This is a genomic window from Chloroflexota bacterium, from assembly GCA_018648225.1.
Lineage (GTDB): Bacteria > Chloroflexota > Anaerolineae > Anaerolineales > UBA11858 > NIOZ-UU35.
The window spans coordinates 18,626-35,709 of the sequence record JABGRQ010000157.1 but is presented as its reverse complement, the minus strand read 5'-3'; the positions used below and the strand labels follow the sequence as shown (position 1 = coordinate 35,709).

Here is a 17,084-nt window from a genome sequence, read left to right as displayed (position 1 = left end):
GACCAAGGCCGAGATATAACTCTTGGATATCGATTGGATAAAAGCCTTCTGCTCGGGAGAACCTTCGTTAAAGTACTGCTCCGCCACTATGGAGCCATTTTTGATGACCAACAAACTGTAGATCGTGTCCAGCTTGCTCGCATTCCTGTAAAAATCCTTAAGTAGGTTCGGATCCAGCCCCTGTTCTTCGGGCGTCGAAACAGGCCAGTCGCCCTGGGAGAGCGGCGTATAATTTTCGGCAGCAAGTTCGGCCGTAGAAGGGCCGCATCCGAACAACATGGTCAAGACCATGATCATGCTGATGAATTGAAAAATTAGAGAGAGGCGGTTCCTATAAGTAGTCATTTTCTTTCTCCAGAAATAAATTATAAGCTTCCTACTTACATTAAAGTTCTTTTCTTTCCCAAGGCAGGAAACAGGCAGGGAGTGGCTTTCATATAATCTTGATATTGCTTCCCAAAATGTTTCATCTTGTTATCAATCTATGATCATCCTTGATTTCCAGATGCGGAAATCAAATGCATCCAGTAAGGGAGACAGTATCGAAATCAGAGGAAGGATGGATGTTCCCAAGAACAGGATTAGCACAAGTAGCTTATCTTTCACCTGTTCGTAGACGGTAAAGGTGTAGCCATCGTATTTGTTCAACCCATCCTCGGTCCCAAACCATAAGAAACCCAAATTGTCCTGGATCATAGTGAATATGGTGCTTTGAGAAAGCCCCTGTTCCAGGGAGATGTGTTCAAACTGAAGATGCTGCCTCGGTGATATTTTGGTCGCCGAGGCTGGCCTATCTGTGGCCTGTTGAGGGGGAGATGGTTGCTCTTTTGGGGGAGTTCTGTTTCACCAATTACCTTAGGTTTATCGAGACACGGCTCCGTAATGATTATATCTCACTCGAATTTTTAGGTAACGCCCGCGTTCCTTTACGAATTCCGTGACGAGAATTTTCATTCTGATAAGTAATTCTGACGTGACTTATTCCCTCCGCAACCAATTTTTTCCCAGAATCGGGGAAGGGTGCGGTTTGGAACTCACCTGGTTAGGGTCACACGCGAAAAAGCCATCCTGTAAAGGATGGCTTTTTCGATTTATAATCTTGAAACTCTCGCGATCGAAAACGGGTAATTGGGGTATGTAAGGCACGAAACATCTTGCTTCTCCCATTTCTTCGACAAATTCTTATGGCGATGTGAAAATCCTAAACCCTATTCCACAAGGAGCTTACTATGGATCCAGCAGCAAGCATGATTATGGCAGCCGCACTAGTGTTTTATTCGATTGGGGTTTGGAGTGAGCGCTTCGCAGGCCGCTTGAAACTCTGGCATTTGGCCTTCTTTGTGTTGGGGCTGATCTGTGATACCTGGGGAACGGGGTTAATGCTCGAATTTGCAGGCGGCCTGACCTTCGACGTTCACGGTATCAGCGGGCTGATCGCAATATTGCTGATGCTCATCCACGCTGTATGGGCAGGGATTGTGCTGCTTCGAAAAGATGAGCAAGCGATCCAGAATTTTCACAGATTTAGCGTTGCAGTTTGGGTGATTTGGTTGATACCATATTTCAGCCCGATGCTTTTTCAAATTGGCGGCTGATGTCTTGAGTAGTATTTTTCAGATAACCTGCGGGGTTTGTACAACCGGAGATGAATGTTGCCTTCCCTCACTCATCTCCGGTAAAAAATTCGGGTTTCTAAAAACTAAAACTGAACCAGTCGGTCCCCGTGACAATCGAGCAACTCAGGGCTATGAAGACGATTAGCAAAATGAAGCCGCAACCACAGCCTATGCAGGATGGCCCGCGCCCGAAGCCGAAGCGATCTTGCAACCAGTCAAAAAGCGTATCAAGCAAGAATAGTTTTAATAGCCCCGATAAACAGCCTGGACGATTGTTCACAGCATTCTCCTTTAAAGTTGTAGGTAAAGATCTGCCAGGTTTTTGTGCGATGCTTGTTTGCGGTCGGTCATTTGGGTTAACCTGGCAGGTTTAGAATTAACTGACTACCAGTGTATACGCAAAGTGCGTCCCCAGGTTGCGTATCTATCAGGGGTAAAAATCCGAGTTTGGTTTAGACAATCTCGATATAGTTTCCTTCGGTGACTTCACCCATCACCCAGAGTGGCTGATGAATGGCTTCGGCGCGTTGCAGCATGGCTTCGACATTTTTGGGCGGTACGGCCAGCAGCAAACCACCGCTGGTTTGCGGATCAAAGAGCAGCAGTTCTTCGTACTCTTCCATCTCGCGGATGAAACGCACATTTTTAGAAAAATACAGGCGATTGTCGGATGCTCCGCCGGGGAAAATAAAATCTTTGGCATAACGCATCGCCCCTGAGGTGAAGGGGATTTTATTCCACTCGAAGCGCAAGCCAACCCCCGAGGCAGATGCCATCTCCCAGGCGTGGCCGAGCAAGCTAAATCCGGTGATGTCCGTCGCTCCCCGGGTGCCAAACTCCACCCCCAGGGAAGCCGCCTCGCGGTTCAGACGTGACATCCACTCGATGACTTCGTTCAAATCTGCTGGAGATGCTTTTTGACCCTTGATGGCTGTGGTCGTTGTGCCAAAGCCCAGCGGCTTGCTGAGCAGCAGCACATCGCCGGGACGCGCACCACCTTTGGTCATCATTTTATCGGGATGTGCGAAACCCAGCACAATCAGGCCGTATTTTGGTTCTTTATCCTGAATGGTATGCCCCCCGACGACGACCACTTTGGCCTCGCACGCCTTCTCTGCCCCGCCGCGTAAAATTTCGCCGAGGAAATCGGGTGGCAATTCAGGGGGGAAAGCGGCTATATTCAGCGCCAAAAATGGTGTGCCGCCCATCGCATACACATCCGAGAGACTATTTGCCGCGGCGATGGCTCCGTATTCATAGGGTGTATCCACGACAGGGGTGAAAAAATCGGTTGTCACCACCAAGGCGCGTTCACCGTCGAGCCGCCAGACCGCGGCATCATCGGGATCGCCAAGCCCCACTAAAAGATCAGGATAATCGCGGTTGTCAAATATATTTTCAATTGGACGCAGCACCTGCGCCAGCGCTTCTGCGCTTAATTTTGACGCTCAACCCGAACAGCTTGACAGCGTTGTCAGGCGAATTTTCTTTTCGGAGGAAGTTTCGGCGTTTTGTTCGCTCATTTTTTTGATTTGCAAGCTACAAGCTGCAAGTCGCAAGCAGAGATCATCATCTGAAACTTGCGACTTGTGGCTTGGTGTTTGTAGTTTGTAACCTACGGGCTTTCGGTTCCAGTATCCGGCGTGACCGGTAGCACAGTGGCTGGTTGGGTGTTATTCATTTCCGGCAACGGGAATAAGAACGGATTGTCGCTGGGCAGCAGCATCACATCAATGCTGGGGGTTAATTCCTCGATATAGCGGTACGTCAGCAAATCCGGGCTATTTTTTATCACATCGGCGATCAATTGCAAGGCTTCTGCCTCAGCCTGCGCCTGGATGATGCGCGCATCAGCCAGAGCCTGGGCGTTAATCAACAGCGAGTCGGCTTCACCCTGGGCGCGAATCACCGCGGCATCGGCGCTGCCTTCTGCGGTTTGACGGGCCTGTTCAGCTTCTTGTTTACGCTGTTCAACAACAAAGAAAGCTTGTTGCGCTAATTGCTCAGCGATCTGTTTTTGTTCAACCGAAGCGGCATATTCGTCCGAAAAAGTGATATTGCGCAAGATGAAGTCTACCAATATCAGGCCGCCTTCTTCCATTGTTTCGGCCATTTGGGTGGTCATCATCTCGGTCAACACCAGGCGTTGGGAGCTGTAAACTTCTTCGATGCCGAACTGTGAAACCGCATCTCGGATCACACCGCGCGATTGCGGGCGCACCAGGTTGTTGATATATTGATCTTGCCACTTGACATGCACATCGACAACCTCGGCGGGGTCAATGACGAAGATGATCGAAGCATCAATTAGGACAACCTGCCCATCCGATGTGCGCGCTTCAACCGAGTCATCACCTTGTATTTGACCCTCCTCGGAAGCGATCGACATGGTATAGGTTTGGCGCGAAATCGGGTACGTGATGACACTTTCGAAATAAGGTACCACCCAGCGCAAACCAGGCTGCAAAGCCTCCGGGCGGATACCATCTTGAATAGCCGAGATCACCACACCGCGTTCCTGTGGCTCTATGAAAATCAACCCGGCGCTGGCCGTATTTAAAATTACTGCCAGTAGCAAGATAACAATGAGCGTAGTAACCATACCTTTGACTGGTTTTTGTCGGGACGCACGCATTACAATAAAAGCGAGCAGGCCAACAACGGCCAACCAGGCCAGACCAGCAATTGCAGAAATAGCAACAGTAACATTCATCTTTTCAAACTCCTTGTATATTGATTAGGGCTTTGCGCCTGTAAGGGAAAAGCCCTATTTATAAGTATTTCACAATACAACCCAAACATGATACCATGCCTGTATGCAAAACGGCAAAGGACGCATCTCTGAGATCATATACGGATTTGATGACAATTTGTTGCTACGCGTGGATTGTTCTTCAGCGTTGACCCCCGCTCCAGGGCAATATCTGCTCGCCGATGATGGTACAGCGGACTCCGTTTTGGCGGTTCCTCTTTTTCGGGTGGGTTCTGCCCCTGAGGTGATTCTGCAAAGCCCAACGCTCCCACCGAAACACTGGCTCCCTGGGCTAGAGCTTGATCTACGCGGACCCCTCGGGCACGGATTCAACCTCCCGGCGGAGACCAGTCATATCGCTTTGGCCTCCCTCGGCGGCGGGTTGGCACGTCTGCTGCCCCTGATCCACCAAAACCCGCAAGCCGATATTGCCATTTTTACAGATGCGGCCTTGCCCGATCTCCCCGTCTCCGTTGAAGTTCGCCGCCTCGCGGATTTGCCCGAAGCCATACCCTGGGCCGATTTCTTGGCTCTCGAACTGACAATTGAAATATTGCCCAAGTTGCGTACGATCCTGGGATTGGCCCCGCACGAACGCCCGGCCTGCACAGCCCAGACATTAATTATCTCCCCCATGCCTTGCGGCGCGCTGGCCGAGTGCGGCGTATGCGCTGTTCCCGCCCGCAAAAGCTATAAATTGGCTTGCAAAGATGGCCCAGTGTTGGATTTGAAGCAATTACAATGGTAATCAAATATGGCACGTAAACAAAAACGACGAAAGAAGCGACGAGCAAGAAGCCGTAAAATACGCATCGGCTGGTTATTTTGGCTTGCCGGGGGATTGGCGCTGGCCTATTTTGGCATCAAAACGAAGCCAGAAGTGTTAGATTTATTCGTAGACACTCCGCCACCCCCTAATTTCACACCCACACCTTACCCCACGCCGGTTGCACCTGTCATAGTGGGTGACACCCCCGATCTTGATGCCCTTGCGGCTTATATGCTTGAACTTATTAATGTAGACAGGGTTGCTGAAGGTTTAGAGCCAGTTCAGTGGGATGCACACGCGGCTGAAGTTGGCCGCCAACATGCGCAAGAAATGGCGAATGCTGGCTATATGTCGCATTGGAACCTGGCCGGGCTGGGCCCAGATATTCGCTATGGCCTGTCCGGTGGGCAGGCTGTCGTTATGGAAAATGTGTATTCATACTATAGCCGCTATGATGATGGCAGCCCGGTTTGGGAAGCAAATTGGGCTGCGCGTGTACGTGAAGCCCAGGAAGCCTTAATGAACAGCCCCGGCCATCGGGCGAATATTCTTACACCGGAACATACGCATGTTGGCGTGGGGATGGCCTATGATCCCCTGAGCGGTGAATTCCGCGTGGCGCAGGAGTTTACCAATCAGTATTTGGTGCTTCATACCGATGCTGATGGAAATGTTTTTACAGCGCATCCCGGCGAGTTGATTATTATCAAATTTGAATTACTTCCTGGGGTGAGTCAACCCCTCATCAATCTGGCATTTGAGCCGCTGCCATCTCCAATGAGCATTTCGGCGTTAAACGACACATCCACTTATACATCTCCTGCTGAGTTTGTGGATCAAATCCCTGCGACATTGGACTGGAATGGCGATTATAAGCTGCGCATGATTCTGCCGGGCAACGCACAGTCGGGGTATTATCATCTTCGCATTTGGGTTGTCCTGAATGGCGAAAATATCCCCGCCAGTGATCTGGTGATGATGCTGGTTTCTGATGAATAAGATTTTGGCTGTTGTCGCTCATCCTGATGATGAAACCATCCTTTGTGGCGGAACACTGGCTTTGCTGGCGCGTGCCGGAGCCAATGTGCATGTTCTTTGTGCTACGCGGGGCGAAGGCGGCGAGTTGGGCGAACCCCCGCTTTGTGAACGCCCCGAATTAGGCCGCGTGCGCGAACAGGAGATGCGCTGCGCCGCGCAAGCTCTGGGCGGCACAAGTGTTGAGTTTCTTGATTATATTGACCCTACCGTCGGCGAGAATGAAGAACTGCACCCCTACACCGACGATTTTGACGAACTGATGCAACGCCTGCGTGACTATATCCAGCAACTTTGCCCTGATGCGGTGATTACTCACGGCTCGAATGGCGAGTACGGTCATCCGGCGCATGTGCTTACGCATCGGGCGGTGATCGCGGCCATGCCAGATGGCATCTCGCTCTACACCTTCTCGCCGAGTTTCCCCGAACACCCGCGCCCGCGTCTCGCCAATACCGATGATCCTGCCGACTTGATTCTTGACATTAGCGCAGCCTTCGAGCAAAAAGCCGCCGCGGCTTATTGCCATCGCACTCAGAATGCGCTTTTCGTGCGCCGTTCATCGAAACGTGCCGGGCGGCAGTTGAGTGTCCCGGAAGTGTTGATGAAGGTGGAGGGGCTGCATCGGGTGATAGGATTGCTGGATGATAGGCTGGTAGATGTTCTTGAAATTTATCGGTTGAAGGTTGCAGGTTGAAAGTTCAACGTGTAACCTTCAACTTGTAACTTATCACTGTGTTTATTACGATGCCCAAAACAGATTTCTTTTTCGCTCAACCCCTCATGAATGCCGCCGGGATGCTGGGCTTTTTCCCCGATCCGCACAGCCCGCTGGATTTCTCGCGCTTTGGCGCTTTTGTCACGAATCCCATCAGCCGTTTGCCGCGCACGCCAGCCAAAGGCACGCGTTATATACCCTTTCCGGGTGGATTCTTGCTGCATACGGGTTTGCCCAACCCCGGTTTGTCGCAAGCCCTCCGGCGCTATGGACGCTATTGGGCTTCAGCTTCTTTGCCGGTGATTGTGCATCTCTTGGCGCAGAATCCGGATGAATTGGGCTGGATGGTTGAGCGGATTGAAGGCGCGGGGAGCGTGATGGGAATTGAAGTGGGCCTGCCCCCTGATGCGGATGCCAGCCTCGCGGCGCAATTTGCACAAGCAGCGCTGGGTGAACTTCCGGTGTTGGTGCGTGTACCCCTGGATGGCAGCCTGATATTGGCGCAAGCGGCCGTGGATGCTGGAGCCAGCGCGGTCAGTTTGGGCGCGCCACGCGGCTTGCTCCCCTCTCCCTATGAGGGAGAGGGGTCGGGGGTGAGGGTTAGTGGACGGCTTAATGGCCCGGCGATTTTTCCGCTGGCGCTGCGGGCGGTGGAACAACTCGCGCGGGCTGGACTCCCTGTGATTGGGGCCGGGGGTGTGCGATCCGCCTCGGAGGTAGAAATCATGCTGAAGGCGGGAGCCAGCGCCGTGCAAATTGGAACCTCCCTTTGGAAAAGTGGATATATTCCAGGTGTTGAATCCACTATCCAAATTTAGAGCGTTTTCCCTCTGAAGCATTTTGCCAGATTGAGTATAATCTGCGCTGTTTAAGTATTATTCGAGGAGTTATAGATTATGGATAACACAATTGGAATTCTTACCGGGGTGGTTGTCGGTGTTTTGGTATTGCTGGTTTTATTTGAATATCGCATACGGAAGCCTGATTATTTATTTCTTTATGAAGCCAATGGGCAGATCCAAATTCGCAAAGGATTGGTTTACCCGCGGCATCTTAGTTTGCCGCTTGAACGCACCACCAGCCCGATTCGTTTGACGTTAGAAGCGGCCGCCGTTGGCAATCTGGAAGTGCGCATTAAACTGGTGGGTTCGGTTGCACCCTCGCTTGAGCATATTCCCGCGTTGATCCGCATCGGCGGGTGGAACACGGAAGCCGTCGCGCGCGTTGCCGATGAAGTGCAAGTTCTGCTTCAGGGGCTGGTTAAAGAATATATCGAAAAATGTGAGATTCACGCGCTTTCATCGACCGAAATTTTGAGCTATTTGAACGCGCGCTCGACGCTTATCGAAGAAAAATTCGGCGTCGAGTTGATTTCGCTGGCCATTCAGTCGCTGGAACCGACCGACCCGGAGATTGGCGAAGCGCTGCGCCAGCAAGAACAGGCGCGCTTGCTAGAGCAAACCGAACGTTTGAGTCATCAGGCGCGCTCGGCCGCTGCTAAAGCGAAAATTCAGGCTGATGAAGAAATTTCGCAAATGGAACACGAGCTTGAGATGAAAAATCTGGTTTTGAAGGGGACTCTGCTCGGAAAAGAGTCAGTGCTGGCTCAGAAAGGTCTTGAAGATGAATTGGAGCGCAACCGGATGCGTCTCGCTTTTGAGAAGGAAGAACTTGACGTACTCAAGAGCAGCCCTGAACTGCTGATGCTGACGCCACAGGCCGCCCGTCTGGCCGAAGCCAGCCAAAACTTGAAGAATGCCCGCACCATTGTCTCATTTACACCGCAAGAACTGGCGCATGGGTCTGAGTTATTGAGTGTTTTCCAAACTTTGATGCAACGCGCCCTGGAAGCAAAGAGCGATTCCAAAGATAAATAGAACGCCGATGACGCGGATTTAACAGATTAGCGCGGATAAATAATTAAAAAATCCGCCTAAGCCGCGTCATCCGTGTCCCCTTGGAAGCCCATTGTAATGAAAGCCCATCCATTTGACCCTCAGGCCAGTTTTCGCCTCAAGCCGATCCGCGTGGCACGCGTTTCGGAGATCAGCGAATCTACTGCCGCGGCGCCAGTTCCCGATGAAGAGCGCGTTAATTTCCACATCGGGAACCCGGTGCAGGATGTGAGCATATCATCGGCTTATTTGCGCACGGCACTGGGCATCGATATTCATCGCGAAGAGCTGCACGACGCCGACCCCGACGCAATTTTAGAATATCTTGGTTGGAAGGCCGAAGACAAGCCAAAACTTGAATTTTTGATTCGCACAATTCAGAAAAGTGCGCCATATATGCCCCGGGGTGGATATTCGCGCAAGAAGCCCCACGCCCTCATTGACGCCTTCCGCGCCTGGCTGGAAAATCAGCAGGAGCCGATCGATTACGACACGGGCGAAAAATCGGGCAAACGTGAAATTATTATTGGCATGGGCGGCAATCACGAAATGCTGCGCATCATCTTGTTTGCCTTGTCGTCTTATTTGGAGTTCACCCCGGCGCGTATCATCAGCTATCAGTGCGAACTCCAGCCCCAGCTAAAGACGATCCCCAATCTGCTTTTTGATGATCTGGCCGACGACGAGCAAACAGCCCTGGTGCAAATCGAGCAGTCCTTTAACGATCAGCTCAACATGCCGACCTTTATGCTGATTGGCGGCCTGCTCGATGAAGTTACGCGGCGCAAGTTGCGCCTGCTGAGCATTGAAAAGCTTCTGTTTTTTATCGAGGCCAACAACGCGCCCAACCATCTCTCTTTGGCGCGTGAAGCCAAACTTGTGCAGCGAGTTATCCGCCTGCTGACCCCTGCCGTATTTGCGAAACGGTTGCACAGTTTGCCTACTGTATTCATCGTTGGGAACGCCGATTTTCTGAGTGTCATCGAAAACGTGCATTTCAATCTTAAGGGCACCCCCTCCGCGGCTGAAGCCGAATTTCTCGACTTTTTGCTCACACAAAATCTGGCAACACTTCAGGCAAAAATTCCAGATGATGTACCTTATGCAAAACCAGCTTTTGAAGGATTAGGATTAGGAATTACAGCGGAGACGGTTTTACCCGATTTGGCGGAACGGGCGGAACAGCGCCTGGAAAAATTAGTGGATCGGCGTGCCCAAACATTAGCCAAATCCCTGAGGGCGGTAGAAGAAAAAGCGGCTGTACTGGCTGGCAGGATTCAGCATGCGTGGAAGGGGTACATCTTCGATGAGTTCACCGAACTAAAAACTGATGAACTGCTCGATGCACTCGTTCTCAACGCACACCACCCCGCATGGATCAATGCCTTGCAGCGTAGTTTTTTGGCCGCCTTTATCAAACATCAGCCGCAATATCAGCCCGAAGCCTGCTCCGTGGTTAGCGGATCATCGCGCACCGCTTTGAGCATTCTGGGCTTTCATTGTGGTGTCTCAGAAGTGGTAATTCCCGACCTGAGTTGGTCTTACGAACAGTGCTTTGTCAAAACCTACCCCGTGCCATTGTCGGAATCTTTGGGGTTGGATGTAGACGGCATCATCCAAAAAATAGAGCAACTCTGTCAGGAAGATGCATCCTGGCTGCAGCGCGGCGCGGTAGCGGTTAATAATCCGCATAACGCCACCGGCCAAATCTTCGATGATACTGACACCCGCCGATTGGTCACGTATTGCCTGCGAAATAATATCTATGTGGTTGATGATCTGGCCTACCAGAATGTTGCTCCGGTGTGCGAATTGCCGGAAATTAAGACCGTTCGCCAGATTGCTGCCGAACTGGTACGACATGGGGCGATCACAGCAGCGCAGGCTGATCGCGTGATCTCGGTGCATTCCATGTCGAAGACGGATAGTTACGCCGGGGCCAGACTAGCGGTCGTCGAAATTCGTGACCGGCAGATCCGCGAGCGTTTTAACGCGCTCAATTCCCACATCCGGCCCAATATTGCCGCTATTTTCATCAGCTATTTGTTTTATCGCAGTTCAACGCAGGCCACGCGCGCTTTTTGGCATCTGCGCAACTCGATTCTCTACGAGCGGACGCAGGCTCTTCTTCGAGCTGCGAAGAACTTACCCTCGGACCGTAACCCCTTTGGGCTGAAAATCATCCCCCCCACGGGGAGTTTGTATCCCCTCTTACGGGTAAATCGCTTACCTGCGGGGCTATCTCTATCTTGGTTGGCTTCATCTTTGGCGCGTAGCGGCATCGGGATGTTGCCACTCTCTACATTTGCTCGTACCGAAAAGGGCTTTGAAACGGGCCGGGCAACCTTCCGCCTGACGCTGGGGGGCAAAGATAATGCCGATGTATTGCTCGGTAAAACCCGTCGTTTGTTAATTGATCTCAATCGCCTGATTGCCGAAGAAGACGCGCGTTATAACCGCAAGCAAGTGATCTTCAAGGTTTCTGCGCGCGGTCGCAGCCGTTCACTCGATCTTTCACGAGCATGGGAAGCCTTTGGGAAACGCCTGTTCCAAACTTGCGAAAATAGCCGCTCGTCTCAGCGGTTGATGACCCTGCGCCCGTTAGATACCCAACAGTTGCAAAGGGAGTTTTTGCAATCGTATATTCCCGAACGTCTGGACGTGTTCGGGAACCGTTTATTGGATCGTGTGGCAATCTATGACGAACTAATGCGTAAAGCAAGTGATAGTGGCCGGTGGCTGGTCGAGCGTCTGGAGCGGGAATTTATGAAAGATTCGCTTCAGCGGCGGCAAGAACAATTCAGGTTGCGTACCTATGATCGCACTGTTCACCCTACGCAATCCTATTCGTTACAGGCTGAAATGGCGCTGGATGCGGTCGTCAACGCCCTGATCGCCGGGAGGCCGATCACAAATGCACAGATTGAACAAGCCGCACAGGAATTGCTCAAGGAATATATCGGGCTGAACGTAGCTATTAACTCGCAGCAAGAAGTAGATGAAATCTTGCTCGATCTCAACACGCTGATTGTCGGCGAAGAATTTGCCGGGTTGTTTTCCGATGTGGCTTTGTCCCCATTCTTGTCATTTTGGAGCGATTGGGATGGCAGCAACCGTCCATCTGGGCAAGGACATCGCCTGGTGTCGGCCGTCGTCATGGAAAATGTGCGCCGCATGATGCGCATCCTGAATACGCTGCAACAGGCCGATCCACATGTGCGGATCAAACCCGCACTAAAAGCCGAACTTGCCGATTTGTCACAACATAACCAGCGTTTTACCAGGCTCCTAAACGAAATTACAACCCTGACGCATCAATTGGAACAGCGTTATCGTGGTATTTTGCCGTTTTCGGTGGAATCAACAACCTTGCAGCGCTGGGCAACGCGTCTGCATCTCCGCCGCGATCCGGCGCGTGTACTTTGGCAGCATAATGACCGTTACGAGCATAAAATGTTTGAACTGCGCCAGCAGCGCCGCGAAACAATGGAGTTTTATTTTTCACTCAATAAAGCGCTGCGCAAGCAGTTATACGCCCTGATCCCTGAAATTCAGAACAACCGTGCCGCGGAACCGTTGCTCCGTGAAGTGTTGGGCTATCGCGATATTTTGCAGCGCATGGTACTGACGCCGCGCATCAATCAGGGGTTGATTACGGCGCGCGATCCGTTTGCTATTGATACCACGGCCTATAATATCTACGAAATCAATACCATCGCCGGGAAATACGGCAACCCTGGGATGACGCTGGGATTGCAAATCAGTTTGTCGTCAAAGCCAGAAGCGTTAATTTCGCTTGACCGCAAGATGCGCATTCAAGCCGAACAAATGCGCCGCGATCTTTCCCCAGCGGAGCTTCCGCCCGTTTGGTTGATCCCTTTATTTGAAGATATTGATACGGTCAGCAATATTCGCTCGTATCTCGACCGGGTGTGGGACTATGCGACCCAGAGCCGACATACGGGGCAGGCATCACAAGCGCGCTTTAAAGAAATTATTTCTGAAGTTTTCATTGCGGGTTCGGATTTAAGTCAGCAGGTCAGCCAGGCCAATGCCGCGCATTTATATCGTCAGGCCAAGTACGATACACATTCATGGCTGGCCGAACACGGCGTAGTAGATGCGGTGCGCATCAAATTGGGCAGTGGTGAGTCAATGCAGCGTCAGGGCGGCTATTATTCAAGTGTTGCCGGTAAACTTGCTTTTGGCAATACTGAAAATGATCGCCGTCGTTTTGCGGCAAATTTACCTGCAGCAGCACGTAAAAGCACGGCGTATGCCGTTACGCCGTTGCAGGGCGTTTTCCTGGGCGGTGATTTACGCACGTATCAGAGCAATATCTCTGAGCATCTACGTTTTTTGCGGGTGCGCGATTTTGTCGGTTTGCAATATCACATTCGGGAAGCACAGCACCGTCACCGTGAAAATTTGATCCGCGCCGCGGAAACGATTGCGGAAAGCCGCCTGGGAGCGCAAAGCCGTAGCTTGCACGAGTTGGAACGTCTGACCATTGGGATGAGGGAAGCCCTGATGGAAGGTTTCCTGACAGAATTAACAGAGAATTTCCGCCATATCTCTTACGGCCGCGATGAGGACGTGATTGGGATTCACGTCATTTCATATTTCATCGGCCGTTCCATGCCGCAACTGCGCGACCGTCCGACTTCCAGAAGAAAATCCGGAACGGGGACAGATCGCGGACAGCAGATTTTGGCAAATATCGCCGAGATCATCCCCTTGGCGAAAAAAGGCAGTTTGTTGCGCGCCATTTCGCATAATAAATCGCAAACCGTTGTGCTGGGCATCAACCAACTCACCACCGGCCTATTTCGCTCATTAGAACGCTTTGCTCGCAAGAACTTTGCCGAAGCCGAGCGTGAGCGCATGGTTGCTGAACGGTTGTTGCCTTATTTGCCGGTTTACGAAATTTTGAATACCCTGCGCATTTACCAGGACTGGCGTGGTGAGTACCTTAGTCATATTGAAACTGCTTTCCCAGCGGGCAATTCGGCTTTTGTGGCGTTGCGTGAAGATAGCGATGCAATGAATCACTATTTACCCTTGTTCCAACAGGAACTTTTGCGACGGCACGGCGTAGATGTCAACGATTTCTTTGTCAATGATGTCTTTATTCCGCATCTGCTGCCCACCCTGCGACCCGACCTGGCAGTGCTATTGCAGGAAAATCTCTTCAATACTGATCTGGACACCTTCATGCAGCCCATCTCCGGGCGCGTTTCGGATACATGGCAGGCTGAAGTGGCCCAATTGCTCGATCAACCTACGCAGATTGCACACTGGCGTTCGATGATTTGGGATGTGATGGGCGAATCGATCTATCAATGGGTGCAAAGCTTTGCGGAATTGGCGACCGCGTTGTATGCCTTCTCAACATCACGAGCATTGGATGCGCCCCTTATGTTGGCGCGTGACACCAAACTTTCTCCAGCCCTGGCAGGATTCTTCCGCACAGCGCGCGCCGACGACGACATGCGCCACTTCCTGATTGGCGCTATTGAATACTTGAGTTCATTCACCGAAGGGGATATCGAAGTACCCGTCAGCATCATCCGGGCGATGAACGATGTTGAACGCATCGCCCAGATTGAAGAGAGCGCCCTCCCCCCAGAGAAGCAAGATATGGTGCGCTACTGCACGCTTCAAATTGCCCGACTGGCTGGCGAGAATGGCTAATTGTAAAAAACAGTGAAGCCGCCGCAAACAATTTGGGGGTGGGGTTAGGGGTGGGGGCTACTCAAAATTAAATCGCCACGCCGCCAGCCCAAAACACATCCCAGCGAAGCCCAACAAGACGGTTGCAGGCAACAGCACCGATTCCAGCCCCAGGCCGCGCATAATAATATTCTGAAAGCCATCCAGCGCCCAGGCAACGGGGGTGAAATGCCCGATAGTTTGGAAGGCTTCACTGGTGAACTCTAACGGAACCCAGGCGCCGCCCAACCCGGAAAGAATGAACATGGGGATCAGCGAGTAAACCACCGCCTGCTCGGGCGTTTTGGCGATAGTGCCGATCAACAACCCCATGCTGGCGGCAAACAGCGTGGTAGCCAGCGTGACGAGCAATGTGGCCAGGGGAGCTTTGAAGTAGGGAACATCCAGAAAAATTTGTGCAAAACTAATCAGTATCGCAAATTGAGCAAAGATCATCATAAACATGGCGAGAAAATGCCCCAGCAAAATCTCGGTTTTAGAGATGGCCGTAGTTAGCAAGCGTTGCAGCGCGCCCGATTTTCGTTCCAGCACTAAAACTTCGGCAGCACCGATCAGCCCGGCGATGGCGAATTGCACCATCATGCCCGGTGATGAATGCGTGAAGGCGTTTTCGGATTCGGCTTGGTCAGTTGGTGTGCTAGGCTGCGTGGCAATTACCGAGAAGGGAGGCTGCTCCCATTGTGCCAGCGCCTGCTCGAAACTTTGCTTGAAAAACATTAGCCGTTGAGAATCATTTTCGAATACGGCGGCCTGATTCTGAACGCTGGCGCTGAATTCGGCGGCCTGGATGGCAGCCATGAGACGATTGACCGCGGTCTGAATCCCATTTTGAGCAGTAATCCCGCCGGTGGTCTCGGTTTTTAGGATGGTCGTCAGGTGGATTTTTTCCCCCGCTGTGAGGGTTTCACTGTACCCGCTTGGAATGATGATCGCCGCGGCGAGTTCGTCATCTGTGACCATTATTTCGATTTCTGCAAGGGTGGCATCATCAATACCAATGGGGCGGATTTCCGATGACGTATCGAGCAGGTCGATCAGCGCCTGACTGATAAATTGTTGGTCGTTATCGATGATGCCGACCGGCAGGCGCGGGTCGCTTTCTGATTCGCCGCCGCCAAAACCGCCAAAGGCAAAGCCGAACACCAGCGTAAAGAGCATGGGCATGATTAACAGGAACAGGAAAGATTTCCAGTCCCGAAAAATTTGAAGCAAGTCCTTGAGAGCGAGATATAAAATACGCATGGTGTACTCCTAGCTGTAACGGTTGCGGAAACGGATACTTCCGATGAAGAAAAATACAACAGCCCAGATCAGCAGCACCAGGATATTGGGCAGTACGGCTGCAAGGGAGCTGCCGTTCATCAGGTTTTGCAAGCCATCCACGGCCCAACCCTGGGGCGTACACAGCGAAACGATTTTGATGAAGGCGGGTGGATTGGGAATTCCCAGTACGAAAATCGGCATCATGCCCGCCATGCCGGTGATGGTTACTAACCCGCCGAGCATGAACCCGGCCTGACGTTCGCTTTTCATCCATGAGATCAGGAAAACGCCAAAGGCCGAAGCCGCCAGCGTAATGCCCGCGCACAGCAAAATGACCGAGAGAAGATCGCCCCATTGAATCTTGAAGATCAGATAGCCGGAGAGCAATAAAACCGTGAATTGCACGGCAATTGTCAGGAGCGTGGCTAGAAATTTTCCGCTCAAGATGGTGGTTGTGGGGGTCGGTGTGACGAACAGACGTTGCAGTGTGCCGCGTTCTTCTTCGCGCAGAATCGATTGGGTTGTGCTGGGGCCGGTAAAGAAGACGTAGAAGATCGTCATACCAGTCATCAACATGGCAATCATGCTAACCGACTGCGTATCGGTAGCAGTTTCACTTTGCGGGGCACGAATTTCGAGATAGGCGTCGAGATTGTTGGTTGCTGAATTTTCATGGGCGGCTGCGCTCTCGAAATATTGCCCGATGAGTGCCTGGATTTGGGCTTCATCCACCCCGCCGTTGGTCCGCGCATACTGCTCGATGGCGACGTTCAGGCCGATTTTGGAAGCCGAGAAATTATCCAGCATTTGGCTGACGATGCCGCGGATGATCGCCGGGCCAACCGTCAGCGCCGGGTCCTGATAGATTTCAACCTCCGCGCTGCCACTGGCGGCCATGTAGGTGTCCGTTAAATCGGCGGGCAGGATAATAGCCAGGCCGGCTTCTTGCGCATCTACCGCGGCGCGGGCAGCCTGGGGATCATTCATGTGGGCAATTTGCAGCAGATCAGTAAAATTCTCCGACTCCAGCAGCATGGTTAGCAGGCCGCCCATCGACGAAACTGAATTTCCTTCTGGCGCGCCTATTTCGGCAAAACCCCCAAAGTTGCCGCGATCCTGATTAACCAGAATCACCTGCGTAATCGGCAGTACGAAGGCCTCATCTTCCGCATTGGCATTGCCAAACATCAGCGAGAACATGGCCGTCATCAGCAGGGGTACGCCGAACATAAATAAAATCGCGATCAGGCTGCGAAAGGATTGAGTCATATCTTTGAGGGCGATATCGAGCACTTTTATCATT

Annotated in this window: 13 protein-coding genes; 7 read left to right on the top strand and 6 right to left on the bottom strand. The window is 51.9% G+C overall.

Annotation, left to right across the window (positions count from 1 at the left end; genetic code table 11):
• The coding region (locus tag HN413_15060; GenBank protein MBT3391716.1) for a hypothetical protein at positions 1 to 345 on the bottom strand (345 nt) is incomplete at its 3' end.
• Between the two features lie 884 nt (positions 346 to 1,229).
• Between HN413_15060 and HN413_15055 the strand changes: the two genes are divergently transcribed.
• Positions 1,230 to 1,595 carry a TIGR03987 family protein gene (locus HN413_15055; protein MBT3391715.1) on the top strand — a complete coding sequence of 122 codons (366 nt, stop codon included), beginning with the start codon at positions 1,230 to 1,232 and terminating at the stop codon, positions 1,593 to 1,595.
• A 97-nt stretch (positions 1,596 to 1,692) separates the two neighbouring features.
• On the opposite strand, the gene HN413_15050 is transcribed toward HN413_15055, so the two are convergent.
• The 3 genes from HN413_15050 to HN413_15040 all read right to left on the bottom strand — a co-directional run bounded on the left by HN413_15050 (position 1,693) and on the right by HN413_15040 (position 4,329).
• Positions 1,693 to 1,896 (bottom strand): hypothetical protein, encoded by a 204-nt coding sequence (locus tag HN413_15050; GenBank protein ID MBT3391714.1) that lies wholly within the window; start codon positions 1,894 to 1,896, stop codon positions 1,693 to 1,695.
• Between the two features lie 172 nt (positions 1,897 to 2,068).
• Entirely contained in the window at positions 2,069 to 3,139 is a 1,071-nt protein-coding gene (selD, locus tag HN413_15045) for a selenide, water dikinase SelD (GenBank protein MBT3391713.1), read from the bottom strand.
• Positions 3,140 to 3,231: 92 nt separating this feature from the next.
• The gene (locus HN413_15040; protein MBT3391712.1) at positions 3,232 to 4,329 is read right to left on the bottom strand and encodes a prohibitin family protein; all 1,098 of its coding nucleotides are present in this window, start codon (positions 4,327 to 4,329) and stop codon (positions 3,232 to 3,234) included.
• Between the two features lie 103 nt (positions 4,330 to 4,432).
• Between HN413_15040 and HN413_15035 the strand changes: the two genes are divergently transcribed.
• The 6 genes from HN413_15035 to HN413_15010 all read left to right on the top strand — a co-directional run bounded on the left by HN413_15035 (position 4,433) and on the right by HN413_15010 (position 14,479).
• A complete protein-coding gene (locus HN413_15035; protein MBT3391711.1) occupies positions 4,433 to 5,116 on the top strand; it encodes a hypothetical protein in 684 nt (227 codons plus the stop codon).
• A 6-nt stretch (positions 5,117 to 5,122) separates the two neighbouring features.
• Complete coding sequence (locus HN413_15030; GenBank protein ID MBT3391710.1) at positions 5,123 to 6,136, top strand: CAP domain-containing protein; 1,014 nt, start codon at positions 5,123 to 5,125, stop codon at positions 6,134 to 6,136.
• Positions 6,129 to 6,869, top strand: coding sequence for a PIG-L family deacetylase (locus HN413_15025; protein ID MBT3391709.1), 741 nt, complete (start codon positions 6,129 to 6,131; stop codon positions 6,867 to 6,869). Before HN413_15030 ends, HN413_15025 begins: the two co-directional genes overlap by 8 nt.
• A gap of 50 nt (positions 6,870 to 6,919) precedes the next feature.
• Complete coding sequence (locus tag HN413_15020) at positions 6,920 to 7,708, top strand: hypothetical protein (GenBank protein MBT3391708.1); 789 nt, start codon at positions 6,920 to 6,922, stop codon at positions 7,706 to 7,708.
• Between the two features lie 78 nt (positions 7,709 to 7,786).
• Positions 7,787 to 8,767 (top strand): hypothetical protein, encoded by a 981-nt coding sequence (locus HN413_15015; GenBank protein ID MBT3391707.1) that lies wholly within the window; start codon positions 7,787 to 7,789, stop codon positions 8,765 to 8,767.
• A gap of 96 nt (positions 8,768 to 8,863) precedes the next feature.
• Entirely contained in the window at positions 8,864 to 14,479 is a 5,616-nt protein-coding gene (locus tag HN413_15010) for an aminotransferase class I/II-fold pyridoxal phosphate-dependent enzyme (GenBank protein MBT3391706.1), read from the top strand.
• Between the two features lie 57 nt (positions 14,480 to 14,536).
• Here HN413_15010 and HN413_15005 read toward each other — a convergent pair whose 3' ends face one another.
• Entirely contained in the window at positions 14,537 to 15,760 is a 1,224-nt protein-coding gene (locus HN413_15005) for an ABC transporter permease (protein ID MBT3391705.1), read from the bottom strand.
• Between the two features lie 9 nt (positions 15,761 to 15,769).
• Entirely contained in the window at positions 15,770 to 17,083 is a 1,314-nt protein-coding gene (locus tag HN413_15000; GenBank protein MBT3391704.1) for an ABC transporter permease, read from the bottom strand.
• Position 17,084: the final 1 nt, after the last annotated feature.

Coding starts and splice junctions, on each gene's coding strand:
- HN413_15055 (MBT3391715.1), top strand. CDS start 1,230: ATGGATCCAGCAGCAAGCATGATTATGGCAGCCGCACTAGTGTTTTAT.
- HN413_15040 (MBT3391712.1), bottom strand. CDS start 4,329: ATGAATGTTACTGTTGCTATTTCTGCAATTGCTGGTCTGGCCTGGTTG.
- HN413_15035 (MBT3391711.1), top strand. CDS start 4,433: ATGCAAAACGGCAAAGGACGCATCTCTGAGATCATATACGGATTTGAT.
- HN413_15030 (MBT3391710.1), top strand. CDS start 5,123: ATGGCACGTAAACAAAAACGACGAAAGAAGCGACGAGCAAGAAGCCGT.
- HN413_15025 (MBT3391709.1), top strand. CDS start 6,129: ATGAATAAGATTTTGGCTGTTGTCGCTCATCCTGATGATGAAACCATC.
- HN413_15020 (MBT3391708.1), top strand. CDS start 6,920: ATGCCCAAAACAGATTTCTTTTTCGCTCAACCCCTCATGAATGCCGCC.
- HN413_15015 (MBT3391707.1), top strand. CDS start 7,787: ATGGATAACACAATTGGAATTCTTACCGGGGTGGTTGTCGGTGTTTTG.
- HN413_15010 (MBT3391706.1), top strand. CDS start 8,864: ATGAAAGCCCATCCATTTGACCCTCAGGCCAGTTTTCGCCTCAAGCCG.
- HN413_15005 (MBT3391705.1), bottom strand. CDS start 15,760: ATGCGTATTTTATATCTCGCTCTCAAGGACTTGCTTCAAATTTTTCGG.
- HN413_15000 (MBT3391704.1), bottom strand. CDS start 17,083: ATGATAAAAGTGCTCGATATCGCCCTCAAAGATATGACTCAATCCTTT.